At 59.2% G+C, this 16,756-nt stretch carries 15 protein-coding genes; 12 read left to right on the top strand and 3 right to left on the bottom strand.

What is annotated here, in order from left to right:
- The first annotated feature begins 34 nt into the window (after positions 1-34).
- Both ACI77I_RS22240 and cheR read left to right on the top strand, forming a co-directional pair.
- Entirely contained in the window at positions 35-967 is a 933-nt protein-coding gene (locus ACI77I_RS22240; RefSeq protein ID WP_094950518.1) for a chemotaxis protein CheV, read from the top strand.
- Positions 968-1,011: 44 nt separating this feature from the next.
- A complete protein-coding gene (gene cheR / locus ACI77I_RS22235) occupies positions 1,012-1,839 on the top strand; it encodes a protein-glutamate O-methyltransferase CheR (RefSeq protein WP_094950519.1) in 828 nt (275 codons plus the stop codon).
- An 89-nt stretch (positions 1,840-1,928) separates the two neighbouring features.
- On the opposite strand, the gene ACI77I_RS22230 is transcribed toward cheR, so the two are convergent.
- Entirely contained in the window at positions 1,929-2,717 is a 789-nt protein-coding gene (locus tag ACI77I_RS22230) for a hypothetical protein (protein ID WP_094950520.1), read from the bottom strand.
- Positions 2,718-3,035: 318 nt separating this feature from the next.
- Here ACI77I_RS22230 and flgB point away from each other — a divergent pair, with 318 nt between their 5' ends.
- From flgB to ACI77I_RS22205, 5 genes are all read left to right on the top strand, one after another.
- Complete coding sequence (flgB, locus tag ACI77I_RS22225) at positions 3,036-3,443, top strand: flagellar basal body rod protein FlgB (protein ID WP_016973699.1); 408 nt, start codon at positions 3,036-3,038, stop codon at positions 3,441-3,443.
- A gap of 3 nt (positions 3,444-3,446) precedes the next feature.
- Positions 3,447-3,890 (top strand): flagellar basal body rod protein FlgC, encoded by a 444-nt coding sequence (flgC, locus tag ACI77I_RS22220; protein WP_016973698.1) that lies wholly within the window; start codon positions 3,447-3,449, stop codon positions 3,888-3,890.
- A 16-nt stretch (positions 3,891-3,906) separates the two neighbouring features.
- Positions 3,907-4,632, top strand: a complete 726-nt coding sequence (flgD, locus tag ACI77I_RS22215; RefSeq protein WP_094950521.1) for a flagellar hook assembly protein FlgD — start codon at positions 3,907-3,909, stop codon at positions 4,630-4,632.
- A gap of 31 nt (positions 4,633-4,663) precedes the next feature.
- Entirely contained in the window at positions 4,664-5,980 is a 1,317-nt protein-coding gene (gene flgE, locus ACI77I_RS22210) for a flagellar hook protein FlgE (RefSeq protein WP_094950522.1), read from the top strand.
- A 182-nt stretch (positions 5,981-6,162) separates the two neighbouring features.
- Positions 6,163-7,260 (top strand): hypothetical protein, encoded by a 1,098-nt coding sequence (locus ACI77I_RS22205; protein ID WP_406998442.1) that lies wholly within the window; start codon positions 6,163-6,165, stop codon positions 7,258-7,260.
- 93 nt (positions 7,261-7,353) lie between these two features.
- Here ACI77I_RS22205 and ACI77I_RS22200 read toward each other — a convergent pair whose 3' ends face one another.
- Positions 7,354-10,248 (bottom strand): ribonucleoside-diphosphate reductase subunit alpha, encoded by a 2,895-nt coding sequence (locus ACI77I_RS22200; RefSeq protein ID WP_094950524.1) that lies wholly within the window; start codon positions 10,246-10,248, stop codon positions 7,354-7,356.
- A gap of 753 nt (positions 10,249-11,001) precedes the next feature.
- Between ACI77I_RS22200 and ACI77I_RS22195 the strand changes: the two genes are divergently transcribed.
- Entirely contained in the window at positions 11,002-11,727 is a 726-nt protein-coding gene (locus ACI77I_RS22195; protein WP_406998440.1) for a response regulator, read from the top strand.
- On the top strand, positions 11,724-13,334 hold the full coding sequence (locus ACI77I_RS22190) for an ATP-binding protein (protein ID WP_242152091.1): 1,611 nt from the start codon (positions 11,724-11,726) through the stop codon (positions 13,332-13,334). The genes ACI77I_RS22195 and ACI77I_RS22190 overlap by 4 nt, the downstream gene beginning before the upstream one ends.
- Before the next feature lie 90 nt (positions 13,335-13,424).
- Here the strand turns inward: ACI77I_RS22190 and ACI77I_RS22185 are convergent, their stop codons facing one another.
- Positions 13,425-14,141, bottom strand: a complete 717-nt coding sequence (locus ACI77I_RS22185; RefSeq protein WP_406998439.1) for a 4'-phosphopantetheinyl transferase — start codon at positions 14,139-14,141, stop codon at positions 13,425-13,427.
- A 138-nt stretch (positions 14,142-14,279) separates the two neighbouring features.
- Between ACI77I_RS22185 and ACI77I_RS22180 the strand changes: the two genes are divergently transcribed.
- From ACI77I_RS22180 to ACI77I_RS22170, 3 genes are read left to right on the top strand one after another with little or no spacing between them, the layout of a single operon-like run.
- Positions 14,280-14,588 carry a hypothetical protein gene (locus ACI77I_RS22180; RefSeq protein ID WP_094950528.1) on the top strand — a complete coding sequence of 103 codons (309 nt, stop codon included), beginning with the start codon at positions 14,280-14,282 and terminating at the stop codon, positions 14,586-14,588.
- Positions 14,589-14,606: 18 nt separating this feature from the next.
- Positions 14,607-15,284: a response regulator gene (locus ACI77I_RS22175; RefSeq protein ID WP_017138377.1), complete on the top strand. Its 678-nt coding sequence runs from the start codon at positions 14,607-14,609 to the stop codon at positions 15,282-15,284.
- Entirely contained in the window at positions 15,281-16,627 is a 1,347-nt protein-coding gene (locus ACI77I_RS22170; protein ID WP_094950529.1) for an ATP-binding protein, read from the top strand. The genes ACI77I_RS22175 and ACI77I_RS22170 overlap by 4 nt, the downstream gene beginning before the upstream one ends.
- Positions 16,628-16,756 lie beyond the last annotated feature (129 nt).

Genomic DNA, 16,756 nt, shown 5'->3' with positions numbered 1-16,756 from the left:
TCGTACCTCTAGGTTTTAGCGTAGGAGTCTGGGCATGGCAGGAGTAATGGATTCAGTAAACCAGCGCACACAGCTGGTAGGGCAGAATCGCCTGGAGTTGTTGCTGTTCCGCCTCGATGGCAAGCAGCTGTATGGCATTAATGTGTTTAAAGTGCGGGAGGTGCTGCAGTGCCCCAAACTGACGATCATGCCCAAGTCCAGTCCGGTGGTATGTGGCGTGGCCAACATCCGTGGTGCGACCATCCCCATTCTTGATCTGGCCTTGGCCACCGGTTCTGCAGGTTTGCAGGACCGCCAGAGCCCGTTCGTGATCATTACCGAATACAACACCAAGACCCAGGGTTTCCTGGTGCGCTCGGTGGAACGCATCGTCAACATGAACTGGGAGGAGATCCATCCGCCGCCCAAGGGCACCGGCCGCGATCACTACCTCACGGCGGTGACGCGGGTCGATAACCAGTTGGTCGAAATCATCGACGTGGAGAAGATTCTCGCCGAAGTGGCGCCGACCTCGGAATCCATTTCGGTGGGTGTCGTCGACGCTGAGACGGCGCACAAGGCGATCTCGTTGCGCGTGCTGACCGTGGACGACTCCTCGGTCGCGCGCAAGCAGGTGAGCCGTTGCCTGCAAACCGTGGGTGTGGAAGTGGTGGCCCTCAACGATGGTCGCCAGGCCTTGGATTACCTGCGTAAGCTGGTGGATGAAGGCAAGAAGCCGGAAGAAGAATTCTTGATGATGATCTCCGACATCGAGATGCCGGAAATGGATGGCTACACGCTCACGGCCGAGATTCGCAACGATCCACGCATGCAAAAGTTGCATATCATCCTGCATACTTCGTTGTCGGGTGTATTCAATCAGGCGATGGTCAAGAAGGTCGGTGCTGATGACTTTCTGGCCAAATTCCGCCCTGATGACCTGGCATCCCGGGTAGTCGACCGGATCAAGGCAGCAGATCATGGCTAAGGGGCTTTTTCCCTGGCGGTCTTACGATTTTAGAGGCGGTATCAGTGTCTACGGGTAATTTGGATTTCGAACAGTTCCGGGTCTTCCTGGAAAAAGCCTGTGGCATATTGCTTGGTGAAAACAAGCAGTACCTGGTATCCAGTCGTCTCAACAAACTGATGGAGCAGCAGGGCATCAAGTCCCTGGGTGAGTTGGTACAGCGCATCCAGGGCCAGCCGCGCAGCGGGCTAAAGGAAATGGTGGTGGATGCCATGACCACCAACGAAACCCTGTGGTTTCGCGACACCTACCCCTTCGAAGTGCTCAAGAACAAAGTGCTGCCGGAAGCCATCAAGGCCAGCCCGGGCCAGCGCCTGCGCATTTGGTCGGCCGCCTGTTCCTCAGGGCAGGAACCGTACTCGATCTCGATGTCCATCGACGAGTTCGAGCGCACCAACATGGGCCAACTGAAGGCTGGGGCGCAAATTGTCGCCACTGACTTGTCAGGCTCTATGCTCACCAACTGCAAGACCGGCGAGTACGACAGCCTGGCCCTGGGCCGTGGTTTGTCACCGGAACGCCTGCAACGTTTCTTCGACCCGAAAGGGGCCGGGCGTTGGGCGGTCAAGGCGCCGATCAAGAGCCGAGTGGAGTTTCGCTCGTTCAACCTGCTCGATAGCTATGCCAGTCTGGGCAAGTTCGACATGGTGTTTTGCCGCAACGTGCTGATTTACTTCTCGGCTGAAGTGAAGAAAGACATTCTGTTGCGTATCCACGGTACGCTCAAGCGCGGTGGTTACCTGTTCCTCGGTGCATCCGAAGCACTGAATGGTCTGCCGGATCATTACCAAATGGTGCAGTGCAGTCCCGGTATCATTTACCAAGCCAAGTGATCGGCGCTGGAGCATAAAAAACGGGAGGCCCGCAAAGGCCTCCCGTTTTTTATGCGCTCAAAGTGTTGACGACACCTGGTCGTCGTCACTCAGGGCCTGAGCGTCATTCGGATATTTCCCAGGGAAAGACGATGAACACCGCTGGGAACCGCCTCATTGAAAATACCTAGCCGCCCGGCTGTGTCGGAGGCGGAGGCGGTGAAGGTTGCTCGCCCGGTTTGCGGCGAGGCTTGGGTAATGTTCTGGACATTGACGGTGCTTATCCGCAGACCGTTCATCGTCATATATAGGCTCGAACCATCGGAGGTTGGGCCGCCTCCAATCACATCAAAGCTGAAATCATACGTGCGCCCTGCAGTCACCTGCACGGGACGGGTAATGATATGGGAACGGGTTGCCTGGCTGTTGGGCACGTCAACGACCACGCTTGAATTGAGAACGTGCAGCAACCCGCCGGCGTAAGGCCCCTGGGGTACCCAGCCCTGGAAAGTGCCATTGCTGAAATCCCATATTGTGGTTGGAGTTGGCACGATGATGGGGAGTGAGTTGATACGCACTCTGGCGGTCGGCGCGGGGGTAATTAGCTGTCCGCGTCTTATCTGCAGCAGCAAACTTACAACAGTGCCCGTGCTGGCTTCAACAAAGGTTTTAGGTATCAGAATCTCGCGCCGGGGGGCGTTTTGGGCAACTGCAAAGCTTTGGTTGTACTCGCCGCCGAGGACGCTGCTGCTCAATGTCAGATAGATCATGTCGCCGGCTTGGACGGGGAAATCGAGCGTCAACTTGGCGCTGTCGCCGAGAATAAGCAGGGTGTTCAGATTCGGGATGGGGACCACTGAATCTTGTTCGTTAAATTTTGGAGGCGGAATGTTCAACATTTTTAACCTCTGCCAGGCACGGTGGGACGTCTGCTAATAAGGCATTCGAGGCGACGTACAGCGCAACTGTCAGAAATGACAGTGCAGACAAGTGGTCACTCAACAACCTCGACGTTCGCCTCTCACCGTTGCCGCCGCCAGTAAAGCGGCAACCGCCATTGCCGCTTTACTGGCGCCACGCGGAAGACCGTTGCCGCTTTTCTGGCATTGCCGCTGGCAAACATCCCGCAACCCCTTTAATTACGGGCCTTAAGGGAATTGGCATGCGCCTTGCTATAACCCAGATACGAAAAGCAGGTCAGCCTAAAGGTTTCCGCCATGAGCATCAGCTTCGATAAAGCGCTCGGTATCCACGAACAAGCCCTGGGCTTCCGCGCCCAGCGTGCTGAAGTCCTGGCCAACAACATTGCCAACGCCGATACCCCGAACTACAAAGCTCGGGACTTGGACTTCTCCGCCGTGCTCGCCGCACAGCAGGACAAGAACAAGAACGGCACCTTCGCCTTGAATATGACCAATAGCCGTCATATCGAAGCGCAAGGCCTGAGCAGTGGCGACGAGTCGCTGCTGTATCGCACGCCGATGCAGCCATCGATCGACCAGAACACCGTCGACGCCCAGCTGGAGCAATCGGCCTACGCCGAGAACTCGGTGAACTTCCAGGCCAGCTTCACCCTGCTCAACAGTAAATTCAAAGGGCTGATGTCAGCCCTGCGTGGAGAGTAAGCCATGTCTTTAGCCAGTGTTTTCAATATTGCCGGCAGTGGCATGAGCGCGCAGACCACGCGCCTGAACACCGTCGCCAGTAACATCGCCAACGCCGAGACCGTGTCTTCGAGCATTGACCAGACCTACCGCGCCCGTCACCCGGTGTTTGCCACCATGTTCCAGGGTGGCCAGAGCGGCGGTAGCGATTCACTGTTCCAGAACCAGGATGCGGCGGGCCAAGGCGTGCAGGTGCTTGGTGTGGTCGAAGACCAGAGCAACCTGGAAGCCCGTTATGAGCCTAACCATCCCGCCGCGAACGAAAAGGGTTATGTCTACTACCCCAACGTCAACGTGGTCGAGGAAATGGCCGACATGATTTCCGCCAGCCGCTCGTTCCAGACCAACGCGGAAATGATGAACACCGCCAAAACCATGATGCAGAAGGTCCTGACCCTGGGTCAGTGATAAGGGGCGCCAAATAATGGCCATCGTTGATACCACTAACAACACGGCAGTCCAGAACCTTTTTAACGCCAAGGTCAAGACTGCGACGGACAACAGCGGTGTCGGTGCTGCTTCCAAGGCCGCGACGGGTAACCAGTCGCTCGGCAAGGACGCATTCCTGCAACTGCTGGTGACCCAGCTCAAAAACCAGAACCCGCTGTCTCCTCAGGACAACGGTGCGTTCGTGGCTCAACTGGCACAGTTCAGCAGCCTGGAAGGCATCAACACCCTGAACGACTCGGTGAATGCGATCTCCAGCAACTTCAGTTCGTCGCAAGCGCTGCAAGCGTCGTCGCTGGTGGGGCGTTCGATCATCACCCAGACCGACAAGGCCATGGTTGATACCAGCAAGAGCATGACCGGCTCAGTGGCGGTGACGGCGGCGACGGGCAACGTCTCCGTGAAGATCACCGACAAGGACGGCAACGTGGTACGCACCCTCGACATGGGGGCGCAGAGTGCCGGCGATGCCAGCTTTATCTGGGATGGCAAGAACGACAAAGGTGAGGTCGCGCCTGCTGGCACTTACACCTTCAATGCCACCACCAAGAGCGACAAGGGCGACTCGGTTGCCCTCGCTACTTCGCTGCCAGCCACGGTAACCAGCGTGACTTTGAGCAAGACCGGCGGCGAAATGCTGCTCAACCTTGCTGGCGGCATGGGCAGCGTCAAGCTGTCGCAAATTCAGACTATCGGTACATAGAGCCGGCTAAATACGGCAGAGGGAGAGAAACATGTCTTTTAATATCGGCCTTAGCGGCCTCTATGCGGCCAACAAACAACTGGACGTGACCGGCAACAACATCGCCAACGTTGCGACCACTGGCTTCAAGTCGTCCCGTGCGGAATTCGCGGACATCTACGCGGCCTCCAAGCTGGGCACCGGCCAGAACAGCATCGGCAATGGTGTGAACCTGGCGGCGGTGTCTCAGCAGTTCACCCAGGGCGACGTTAACGGCAGTGGCGGTATTCTGGACATGGCGATCCAGGGTGGCGGCTTCTTCGTACAGAAGGGCAGCGACGGTTCGCTGGAATACACCCGCAGTGGTGCTTTCCGTGCTGACAAAGACGGCTATATCACCAACAACACCGGCACCTCGCGTCTGCAGGGTTATGCCGCGGATGAGAATGGCAAGATCACTAAGGGCGGCCTGGTCGACCTGCAACTGAACCTGTCGAACCTGCCACCGAAGGCCTCCACCAAGGTGGACTCCAGCAGTAACCTGAACTCCTCGTCGCCGGTGATCGATCAGACCAAGAACCCGTTTGATCCAACCAAGTCCGAGACCTTCACCACGCAATACAGCACCACATTGTACGATTCCCAGGGCAACGCACACCCGATGGTGCAGTACCTGGTGAAAACCGATGCCAACCAGTGGCAGGCCTACACCTTGATCGATGGTCGCAATCCTGATGGTTCGGCCCCTACCGGTACTGGTGCTGGCGTGACGGCGCCTGTGCCGTCGACCTTGAGCTTCGATGGTGCCGGTAATCTCAAGAGCATCGTGACCGGGGGGGTTGCCGGTAACACCTTGACCATCAAGGATTGGGTACCTGGCACGGTGACCGATGGCGTATGGAAGGCTAACGATGCGACGGCGAACAAAGACGGCATCGCCATTAACATGGGCACCGTCACCCAGTACAACTCGGCCAGCTACCGTAACCCACCGGTTACCGATGGCTACGCCACCGGCCAGATCACCGGCCTGAAGATCGACGGCAGCGGTGTGCTGTTCGCCACCTTCAGTAACCAGCAGAGCAAGGCTATCGGCCAGATCTCCCTGGCCAGCTTTAACAACGAGCAGGGCTTGCAGCCAGCCGGCGGCACTACCTGGAGAGAGACTTTCGCGTCGGGCCAGCCGGGTTACGATTCCCCGCAATCCGGTACCCTGGGTTCGATCGTGGCCAACTCCCTGGAGAACTCCAACGTCAACCTGACCAGCGAGCTGGTGGACCTGATCAAGGCCCAGAGCAACTACCAGGCGAACGCCAAGACCATCTCCACCCAGAGCACCATCATGCAGACCATCATTCAGATGACCTGATATCGTCGCTCAAGTACCAACGCACACAAAAAAGGCCCCTCGATCGAGGGGCCTTTTTTGTGTGCGCTACTTAGTCATTTACTGCTTGTTTCATCTTACCCCGATGCGGGAACGCGTAACGCCAATTTCGCCACGTATGAGCCAACGGACGAACGTCGTCCAGCGACTATAGGGGTAAGTAAATGGCGGGCTATGCACTGTGGGAGGGAAGCGCGCGTGGAGCGCGTGGTTTCGACGCGACTGTCTATGGCGGCACGTATGGGCGGCAAAGTCCGGCGTATGGGGCCAACGATGACAAGGCTGCCAACACGGAGTCGGTCAGGCAACTGCTCAGTGAATTGATGGATGCCGAAAAAACATCCAAGAGCCAGACGGCTCAAGACCTTCGCAACAAGTTGAATGATAAGCGCGAAGAGCTGGGTGACGAAAAATTCAAAGAGATCATGAAAGAGCTGATGGAAAAGGCTGACGTCTCTTGGTTGGAGTATATGCGCCGCCTGATGAAGTTGTGGTTTCCAGAAATGGATGATGCATCTCCAACACCATCACCGCCTTCCCCCGCGCCATCGCCTGGCGGAGGTGGCGGAGGCGGCGGCGGTGGCAGGGCCAGTCCAAACAATTTTGGTCCCAGCCAGCCCATGAGTAACCTGCCGGTTACCGAAGGCTCCAAGCACTTCAACTACAAGCCTGATCAAAGTAATCCAGGGAAAAAACCAGACAATATCTGGAGTGGGTTCAGCCAGGGGCCGGACGGTAACTGCGTCACCGTTTCAGCGATAAAGGGCGCAATGATGAAGTTTGGTCAGAAGCCCACTGACGTTTTCAAGGAGGTGAAAGAGACGGCCAATGGTTATCAGGTGAAAATGCGTGACGGCTTCGAACTCAATTTATCCAAGGACGAATTGAAGCAAGCGGCCAGGTATGCGCAGTTCAAGGGCGATAATCCGCAGATGTTGACTGATGCCAACTTCATGTTTGCGGCGAGTGCCAAGCGCGCGCAGATGGAAGGCAATGGCCTGGACGACAACCCGAATGAATCGAAAAAGAGCTTTGCCCATGCGATGCAAAGCCTGAATAACGGCGAAATGCCCCACGAAGCGTTGGATCGCCTGGGGTTGAAAGGGCTTTACCGGCAGTCTTCGAGCAGTGAGCTGGCGAGCGGTAAGCTCGGTGTCGTGGCCTATGATCGCCACTCGATGGCGGTCATCGATGGGCGAGTGGAGTTGTGGGGAAGACGAGGTGGCGCGCCGAAGCAGGGTATTGCGTACGCGTTCCTCTAGGGGCGAGAAACGAAAAAGCCCGATAAACCCCATGCAATCAGGGTCTATCGGGCTTTTTCAATCCAGGGCGTTCAAGCCCTGGATTGGCTCAGCTTATTGGCAAGCTTCGCAATCCGGCTCATCAATCGCGCAGGCCTTTGGCACAGGTGCCGGGCCGGCTGGCGCTGCGAGTACCGAATCATCACCGTGGTTGCCGCTGGAAACAGCGTTCAGCTTACCGGTGTTGATGGTCGACTTCTCGGTGCTGGTCGCGGCCAGGGCACGGAGGTAGTAAGTGGTTTTCAGGCCACGGTACCACGCCATGCGGTAGGTCACGTCGAGCTTCTTGCCCGAAGCGCCGGCGATGTACAGGTTCAGCGACTGAGCCTGGTCGATCCACTTCTGACGACGGCTGGCGGCGTCAACGATCCACTTGGTGTCGACTTCGAAGGCGGTCGCGTAGAGCTCTTTGAGTTCTTGCGGGATGCGCTCGATCTGTTGCACCGAACCGTCGTAGTACTTCAGGTCGTTGATCATGACCGAGTCCCACAGGCCGCGGGCTTTCAGGTCGCGAACCAGGTACGGGTTGATCACGGTGAATTCGCCCGACAGGTTCGATTTCACATACAGGTTCTGGTAGGTCGGTTCGATCGACTGCGATACGCCGGTAATGTTGGCGATGGTCGCGGTCGGTGCGATGGCCATGATGTTGGAGTTACGAATGCCTTTCTGCACACGGGCACGTACCGGCGCCCAGTCCAGGGATTCGTTCAGGTCAACGTCGATGTACTTCTGGCCACGTTGCTCGATCAGGATCTGTTGCGAATCCAGCGGCAGGATGCCTTTGGACCACAGCGAACCCTGGAACGTCTCGTAGGCACCGCGCTCGTCGGCCAGGTCGCAGGAAGCCTGGATCGCGTAGTAGCTGACCGCTTCCATGGACTTGTCGGCGAACTCGACCGCAGCATCCGAACCGTAAGGAATGTGCTGCAGGTACAAAGCGTCCTGGAAGCCCATGATGCCCAAGCCAACCGGACGGTGCTTGAAGTTGGAGTTCTGCGCCTGTGGTACCGAGTAGTAGTTGATGTCGATAACGTTATCGAGCATGCGAACGGCGGTGTTCACGGTGCGTGCAAGCTTCACGGTGTCCAACTTGCCGTTGACGATGTGGTTCGGCAGGTTGATCGAGCCCAGGTTGCAAACGGCGATCTCGTCCTTGTTGGTGTTCAAGGTGATCTCGGTGCACAGGTTCGAGCTGTGGACCACGCCGACGTGCTGCTGCGGGCTACGCAGGTTGCACGGGTCTTTGAAGGTCAACCATGGGTGGCCGGTTTCGAACAGCATGGACAGCATTTTGCGCCACAGGTCTTTGGCCTGGATGGTCTTGAACAGCTTGATCTTGCCCGGGTACTGGGACAGCGCTTCGTAGTACTCGTAACGCTCTTCGAAGGCCTTGCCGGTCAGGTCGTGCAGGTCTGGCACTTCGGATGGCGAGAACAGGGTCCACGGGCCGTCATCGAAGACGCGCTTCATGAACAGGTCAGGGATCCAGTTGGCGGTGTTCATGTCGTGGGTACGACGACGATCATCACCGGTGTTCTTGCGCAGCTCGATGAACTCTTCAATGTCCATGTGCCAGGTTTCCAGGTAGGCACACACAGCGCCTTTACGCTTGCCACCCTGGTTAACCGCAACGGCGGTGTCGTTGACAACTTTCAGGAACGGTACAACGCCCTGGGACTTGCCGTTGGTGCCCTTGATGTACGAACCCAGTGCACGCACCGGGGTCCAGTCGTTACCCAGGCCGCCGGCGAATTTGGACAACATGGCGTTGTCGTGGATCGCGTGGTAGATGCCCGACAGGTCATCCGGCACGGTGGTCAGGTAGCAGCTCGACAGCTGTGGACGCAGGGTGCCGGCGTTGAACAGGGTCGGGGTCGACGACATGTAGTCGAAGGACGACAACAGGTTGTAGAACTCGATGGCGCGGTCTTCTTTGTTCTTCTCTTCGATCGCCAGGCCCATGGCCACACGCATGAAGAACACTTGCGGCAGTTCGAAGCGGATACCGTCCTTGTGGATGAAGTAACGGTCGTACAGGGTTTGCAGGCCCAGGTAGGTGAACTGCTGGTCGCGCTCGTGGTTGATCGCTTTACCGAGTTTTTCCAGGTCGAAAGTGGCCAGGATCGGGTTCAGCAATTCGAATTCGATACCCTTGGCGATGTAGGCAGGCAGGGCCTTGGCGTACAGGTCGGCCATTTCGTGGTGAGTGGCGCTGTCGGCCACGCCCAGGAAGCCCAGGCCTTCGGCACGCAGGGTGTCCATCAGCAGGCGCGCGGTCACGAACGAGTAGTTCGGCTCACGTTCAACCAGGGTACGTGCGGTCATCACCAGGGCGGTGTTGACGTCGGTCAGGGCCACGCCGTCGTACAGGTTCTTCAGGGTTTCGCGCTGAATCAGGTCACCGTCAACTTCTTCCAGGCCTTCGCAGGCCTCGGTGATGATGGTGTTCAGGCGGCCCAGGTCCAGCGGTGCAAATGTACCGTCAGCCAGGGTGATGCGGATCGACGGGTGAGCTTGTACGGCAGCTTCTTCGGCCGGGGAGCGCACGGCGCGTTCTTTGGAACGGGCGTCACGGTAGATCACGTAGTCGCGGGCTACTTTCTGCTCGCCGGCACGCATCAGGGCCAGTTCAACCTGGTCCTGGATTTCTTCGATGTGGATGGTGCCGCCCGATGGCATGCGACGCTTGAAGGTTGCGCTGACTTGTTCAGTCAGGCGGGCAACGGTGTCGTGGATGCGCGACGAGGCAGCAGCGGTGCCGCCTTCAACTGCAAGAAACGCTTTGGTGATGGCGACGGTGATTTTGTCATCGGTGTAAGGAACGACAGTGCCGTTACGCTTGATCACGCGCAGTTGGCCCGGTGCGGTGGCGGACAGATCCAGGTTCGAATCAGCGGCCTGCGGCACGGAGCCTTGCGGGTTCTCGCGAGTTGTGTCGGTTTGCATGGGGGGTTGTCTCCACATTCTATATTTATTTGGGCACCATCACGGTGCCCACCGTTCCGTCCTGAAGCACTTACAGCAGGCCTGGGCCTGGCATAACAACTTCGGGACAGGAGGAAGGGAGCTCATCGCGCCGCTTCCATGCCGAAGTCTTCGGTTCGGGCCTTGAAGCACCCTTCGCCGTATTCCTGGTGGGTGACAGTTGCTCGCTTCGAACACTGCAACACCCGTACCGCTTTCTGCCGTTGAGGCTGGAAAACGGCTGCCATCCGCGTGCGCGGTTTGGGCTTTGAAAAAATGTTTTGGTTCAACCAAACGGGAGCAAGAAAGCACTTGAGTTTCTTGTCTGATCTGTGTTTGGTTTTTCGCTTAAAACCCTACATGTAGGGTTTTTTTAGCGCCGAGCTACAAGATAATGCGTTTTCAGGGGCTTAGCAACGCACTACCTGTGGATAACGCTGTGGGTAAAATGTGTATGAAACGTGGAACGCCCGTGTAGGCCGCAGTACTGCTGGATTGCGCCGTTTGTCACCGAATATTCCAAGGTAAAAACAGCTGATTGGAATTTTGAGGGCGCGAACCCTACCACAAAAAAACCTGATCACCGAATGGATTTCCCGGCTTGTGCTGGAGGGTTGGCCCATGGCTACAATCGGACTACTGACAGGCGTTGTTATGCCCTCAAAACATTACAAATAAGGTGCGGCGGGTGAGCGAGCTGGCCAACCAATCCCTTTATAACAATGAGGATCACCCGTGGAGCAAGAAGCCTGGCAAATATTGATTGTCGAGGACGACGAGCGATTGGCCGAGTTGACCCGTGATTATCTGGAGAGCAACGGCCTGCGGGTGTCGGTGGAGGGCGACGGCTCCCTGGCGGCGGCGCGCATCATTGCGGAGCAGCCTGATCTGGTGATCCTCGACCTGATGCTGCCCGGCGAAGACGGCCTGAGCATTTGCCGCTCAGTACGCGAACGCTATGACGGCGTGATTCTGATGCTGACCGCGCGCACCGACGACATGGACCAGGTGCTGGGCCTGGACATGGGCGCCGACGACTACGTGTGCAAACCCGTGCGCCCGCGCTTGTTGCTGGCGCGTATCCAGGCCCTGCTGCGGCGCAGCGAGCCGGCGTTGCCCGTCGCCGTGGAAAACCAGCGCCGCCTGCAATTCGGCCCGCTGGTGGTGGACAACGCCCTGCGCGAAGCCTGGCTGCACGAGGGTGGCATCGAGCTGACCAGTGCCGAGTTCGACCTGTTGTGGCTGCTGGTGGCGAACGCCGGGCGCATCCTGTCCCGCGAGGAAATCTTCATTGCGCTGCGTGGCATCGGCTACGACGGCCAGGACCGCTCCATTGATGTGCGCATCTCACGCATTCGCCCAAAAATTGGCGACGACCCGATCCACCCGCGCCTGATCAAGACCATTCGCAGCAAAGGCTACTTGTTCGTCCCCGAAGCCGCCGCCGACATGCCGCTGTGAACTCGATCTTCCTGCGCATCTACGGCGGCATGTGCGCGGCGCTGATCCTGGTCGCGCTGCTCGGCGTGCTGGCCTTGCACCTGCTCAATGAGGTGCGCAGTGGCCAGTACCGTGAGCGCTTGGCCCACGGCACCTTTGCGCTGATGGGCGACAACCTGCAACCCATGAGCCCCATCGAACGCCAGCGCGCGCTGGCAGTGTGGGAGCGCTTACTGGGTATCCCGCTGGAGTTGCGCACACTGGCTGATGCCAAGTTGGACCTGAGCCAACGCAACCGCCTGCAACGCGGCCAGGTGCTGGTGGAGCAGACCGGGCCGCATGCGGCGCGCGTGTTGCGCCTGGTCAGCGAACCGGAGCAGTTGGTACTCACGGGCGAAGTGCAGCAGATCAGCGAACAGCTGGCCCGCGCGACGATTTACCTGCTGGCTGACGAACTGGTGCGCTTCCCGGTCGCCGAGCAGCCGCAAACGCTGGCCGACATTAAGCAGGCCAAGGGCTTTGGTTTTGACATGCACCTGATCACCCTGGATCAGGCCGACATGGACGATGACCAGCGCCGCCGGGTTGCGGAAGGCGACACGGTGATGGCCTTGGGCAAGGGCGGCGATTCGATCCGCGTGTTTGCCGGCATGGTCGGCACGCCGTGGGTGCTGGAAATCGGCCCGCTTTACCAAATGAACCCTTACCCGCCGCAGTGGTTGATCCTGATTGCCTTGATCAGCCTGACCCTGATCGGCTTGATCGTGTATTTATTGGTGCGCCAGCTCGAGCGGCGCCTCAAGGGCCTGGAAGCGGCGGCCACGCGCATTGCCAAAGGCAACCTGGAGGTGCGCGTACCGGCGCGCGGCGCCGACTCGGTGGGGCGCCTGGCCGCTGCTTTTAATGGCATGGCCGAGCACCTGCAGCAATTGCTGGCGATCCAGCGTGAACTGGTGCGCGCGGTGTCCCACGAACTGCGCACCCCAGTGGCGCGCCTGCGCTTTGGCCTGGAGATGATCGGCGACGCCGCCACCCCCGAGGCGCGGCGCAAATACATGGACGGCATGGACAGCGACATTCAAGACCTGGATGGCCTGGTTGACGAAATGCTCACTTACGCACGCCTGGAGCAAGGCGCGCCGGAGCTGAGTTTCCAACGGGTCGACCTCAACGCGCTGCTCGATCAGGTGATCGGCGAATTGTCACCACTGCGCCCGCAGGTCACGGTGACTCGCGGCGTTTGTTTGTCTTCCGCGCATTGGGATGACGCCTGGGTCGACGCCGAGCCGCGCTACCTGCATCGCGCCCTGCAAAACCTGGTGAGCAATGCGATGCGCCATGCTCAGGGCCACGTGTTGATCAGTTATCAGGTGGGCCAGGTGCGTTGCCGCATCGACGTGGAAGACGACGGCCCCGGCGTGCCGGAAAGCGCCTGGGAGCGGATCTTCACGCCGTTCCTGCGCCTGGACGACAGCCGCACCCGCGCCTCGGGCGGGCATGGCCTGGGCTTGTCGATTGTGCGGCGGATTATCTATTGGCACGGCGGGCGGGCGTTGATCAGCAAGAGCAACAACCTGGGTGGGGCGTGCTTTAGCCTGAGTTGGCCCAGGGATCAGGAGAAACCCTGACACCGCTATCGCAGGCAAGCCAGCTCCCACAGTTTGAAAGTGTGAACCCAATCAAATGCGGCAGCCGGGCTTGCCCGCGATGGCGGTAAATCAGGCGCCGATAGCCACTAGGCTCAACAACTGCTCCCCATCCACCACAAACTGCCCCTCTAATTCGGTGCCATGGCACCACTGCGCCGACAGGTCGGTCAGCAACCGCAACCGCACATGCCCAGCCACCGACCACTCCAACACCTCGGCATGCTCAAAGTAAAAACGCTTCTGCACAATCGGGTAGAGCGCCTTGAACAGGCTTTCCTTGACCGAAAACGTCAGCGTCACCAACAAGGCGAGCTGCTCGCGCGGCACGCTTGTCATGCGCTGCATTTCCTCAGCCGTAAGAATTTCCCCGGCCAGGCGTTCCGCCCGCTCCAGTGTCAGCACATTCTCCAAGTCTATTCCCAGCCCACGCCATTGCGTCTTGTGCCCGACAATCGCCGCCGCATGCCCGGTGCTATGGGTGATGGAGCCGCTGATGTGCCCAGGCCATAACGGCGCACGGTCTTCGCCGATGGCCGGCACGCAGTCCAAGTGGTCGAGTTGTTGCAATGCCGCACGGGCGCATAGGCGGCCAGCGAGGAACTCGGCCTGGCGCTTGGCCACCGAGCGCTGGATGCTGGCCGGCGGCGGCACCGCGCAGCGCTGGAAATCACCGGCCTCTAATAAAGCTGGATCGAATCGGGTGCTCAGAAACACCGTGCCCGGTAACGGGACGGGCAGCGGCCAATGGGCATCGAGTGGGGTGCAGCAAGCAGGTAGGGGCGTCATGCGCGGTATTTTGCGTCAGTTGGCGCGCCAGTGGATAGCCCGTAACGGTTCAGGCCAGGTTCAGAGCCTGTTCAGGGGGAGTTCAGGGGCGCTTGCGTAGTCTGGCTTCAACAGCCAAAACGCGTAGAGGTAAGCACCATGACTGCGATCAAACAGCTGATGTTGGCGTTAACCATGCTCAGTGCCACTGCCGGGGTCCAGGCTTCGGACAGCGCTTTTGCAGGCTTTGGTGGCGAGAAAACCAAGAAGTCCAGCAACCTGATCCAGCGTGTCAGCTTCGAAGACGCGGGCAGCCAGGCCGCACCGTGGGGCCAGTCCCTGGGGCTGACCAGCCCCCAGCCAGGCTACCGCACCGGCTACGAACACCTGACGAGCCAATACAATGGCATTAAACTGCGCCCGCAAGACTTGCAGGGCCGCTATGATATCCCCCTGTCGGACAGTTGAATTGCCTTGGAGAGCCTTATGAAATTGCTGGTCGTGGAAGATGAGGCGCTGTTGCGTCATCACCTGTTCACCCGCCTGACCGACAGCGGGCACGTGGTCGAGGCCGTGGCCAATGCCGAGGAAGCCCTGTACCAGACCGGGCAGTTCAACCATGACTTGGCCATCATCGACCTGGGCCTGCCCGGCATGGGCGGCCTGGACCTGATCCGCCAACTGCGCAGCCAGGCCAAGACCTTTCCGATCCTGATCCTCACCGCGCGCGGCAACTGGCAGGACAAGGTCGAAGGCTTGGCGGCCGGCGCCGATGACTACGTGGTCAAGCCGTTCCAGTTCGAAGAGCTGGAAGCGCGCATGAACGCTTTGCTGCGCCGCTCCAGCGGGTTCACCCAGTCGACCATCGTCGCCGGGCCCTTGCTGCTGGACCTCAATCGTAAGCAGGCGTCCCTGGATGAGCAGCCTTTGGCGCTGACCGCCTATGAGTATCGGATTCTCGAATACCTGATGCGTCACCATCAGCAAGTTGTCGCCAAGGACCGCTTGATGGAACAGCTCTACCCCGATGACGACGAGCGTGATCCGAATGTGATCGAAGTGCTGGTCGGGCGCCTGCGCCGCAAGCTGGAAGGCCCGGCCGGGTTCAAGCCGATCGACACCGTGCGCGGCCTGGGTTACCTGTTTAATGAGCGCTGCCGTTGATACGCTCGTTACGTGTGCGCTTGATGCTGGCGGCCACCACCCTGGCCGTGCTGTTTATGCTGGGCTTATTGCCCGCGATGCAAGGTGCGTTCAGCCTGGCGCTGCAGGATTCCATCGAGCAGCGCTTGGCCTCGGACGTTACCACGCTGATTTCCGCCGCGCGGGTCGACAACAACCGCCTGCTGATGCCGGCGCAGTTGCCGGATGAACGCTTCAACCTCACCGACAGTCGCCTGCTCGGCTATATCTACGACCGTGAAGGCCATCTGGTCTGGCGTTCGCGGGCGACCCAGGAAGAAAACATCAACTACAAGCCGCGCTATGACGGGCGCGGGAATGAGTTTGCGCGGATCCGCGAGGCCAATGGCCAGGAGTTTTTCGTGTATGACGTCGAGGTCAGGCTGCTGGGCGGCAAGAGCGCGGCGTTCAGTATCGTCGCCCTGCAACCGGTACGCGAATACCAGCTGACCCTTGAAGGCCTGCAAGAAAACCTCTATCTGGGTTTCGGCGCCGCCTTGCTAGTGTTGCTGACGCTGCTGTGGCTGGGCCTGACCTGGGGCCTGCAGGCCCTGCGGCGCCTGAGCCAGGAACTTGACCAGATTGAAGGCGGCACCCGCGAAAGCCTGACCGAAGAGCACCCGCGCGAACTGCTGCGCCTCACCGGTTCTCTGAACCGTTTGCTGCACAGCGAGCGTGAGCAGCGGGCGCGCTACCGCGACTCCCTCGACGACTTGGCCCACAGCCTGAAAACCCCGCTGGCGGTGTTGCAGGGCGTGAGCGAAGACATGGCCCAGCGCCCCGAAGAGCGCGGCCAGGCCTGGGTGTTGCAATCGCAGATCGAGCGCATGAGCCAGCAGATCGGCTATCAATTGCAGCGCGCCAGCCTGCGCAAAAGTGGCTTGGTGCGCCACCAGGTGCGCCTGGAGCCGGTGCTGCAAAGCCTGTGCGACACGTTGGACAAGGTCTACCGCGACAAGCGCGTGACGGTGACCTTCGATTTGCCGCCAGAGTGTGATTTGCCGATCGAGAAGGGCGCCTTGCTCGAGATGCTCGGCAACCTGCTGGAAAACGCCTACCGCCTGTGCCTGAGCGAAGTGCACATCAGCCTGACGGAAAACCTCGAAGGCACTGAGCTGTGCATTGAGGATGATGGCCCTGGCGTGCCGCCCGATCAGCGTGCACGGATTCTGCAAAGGGGCGAACGGCTTGACCGTCAGCACCCGGGGCAGGGCATTGGTTTGGCGGTGGTCAAGGACATCATCGAAAGCTACAGCGCGCGGCTGACCCTTGGGGATTCGCCACTGGGTGGCGCGGCGTTCAAGATTCACTTTCCGGCTGTTTGATCTTTATTGCCTGGGCGGGCCTCATCGCAGCATGGGTATCTACGCAACTTTTTGTGTTGGGCTAAGCTTTTGACGGGGTTTTTAGGTGGATATGAGTACATATCCGTTGCTGCGGTAACGGCTGCTTAT

The organism is Pseudomonas sp. D47 (assembly GCF_045447305.1).
Taxonomy (GTDB): domain Bacteria; phylum Pseudomonadota; class Gammaproteobacteria; order Pseudomonadales; family Pseudomonadaceae; genus Aquipseudomonas.
Note: the sequence above shows the minus strand (reverse complement) of the source record. Positions and strands in the feature narration are given on the sequence as shown.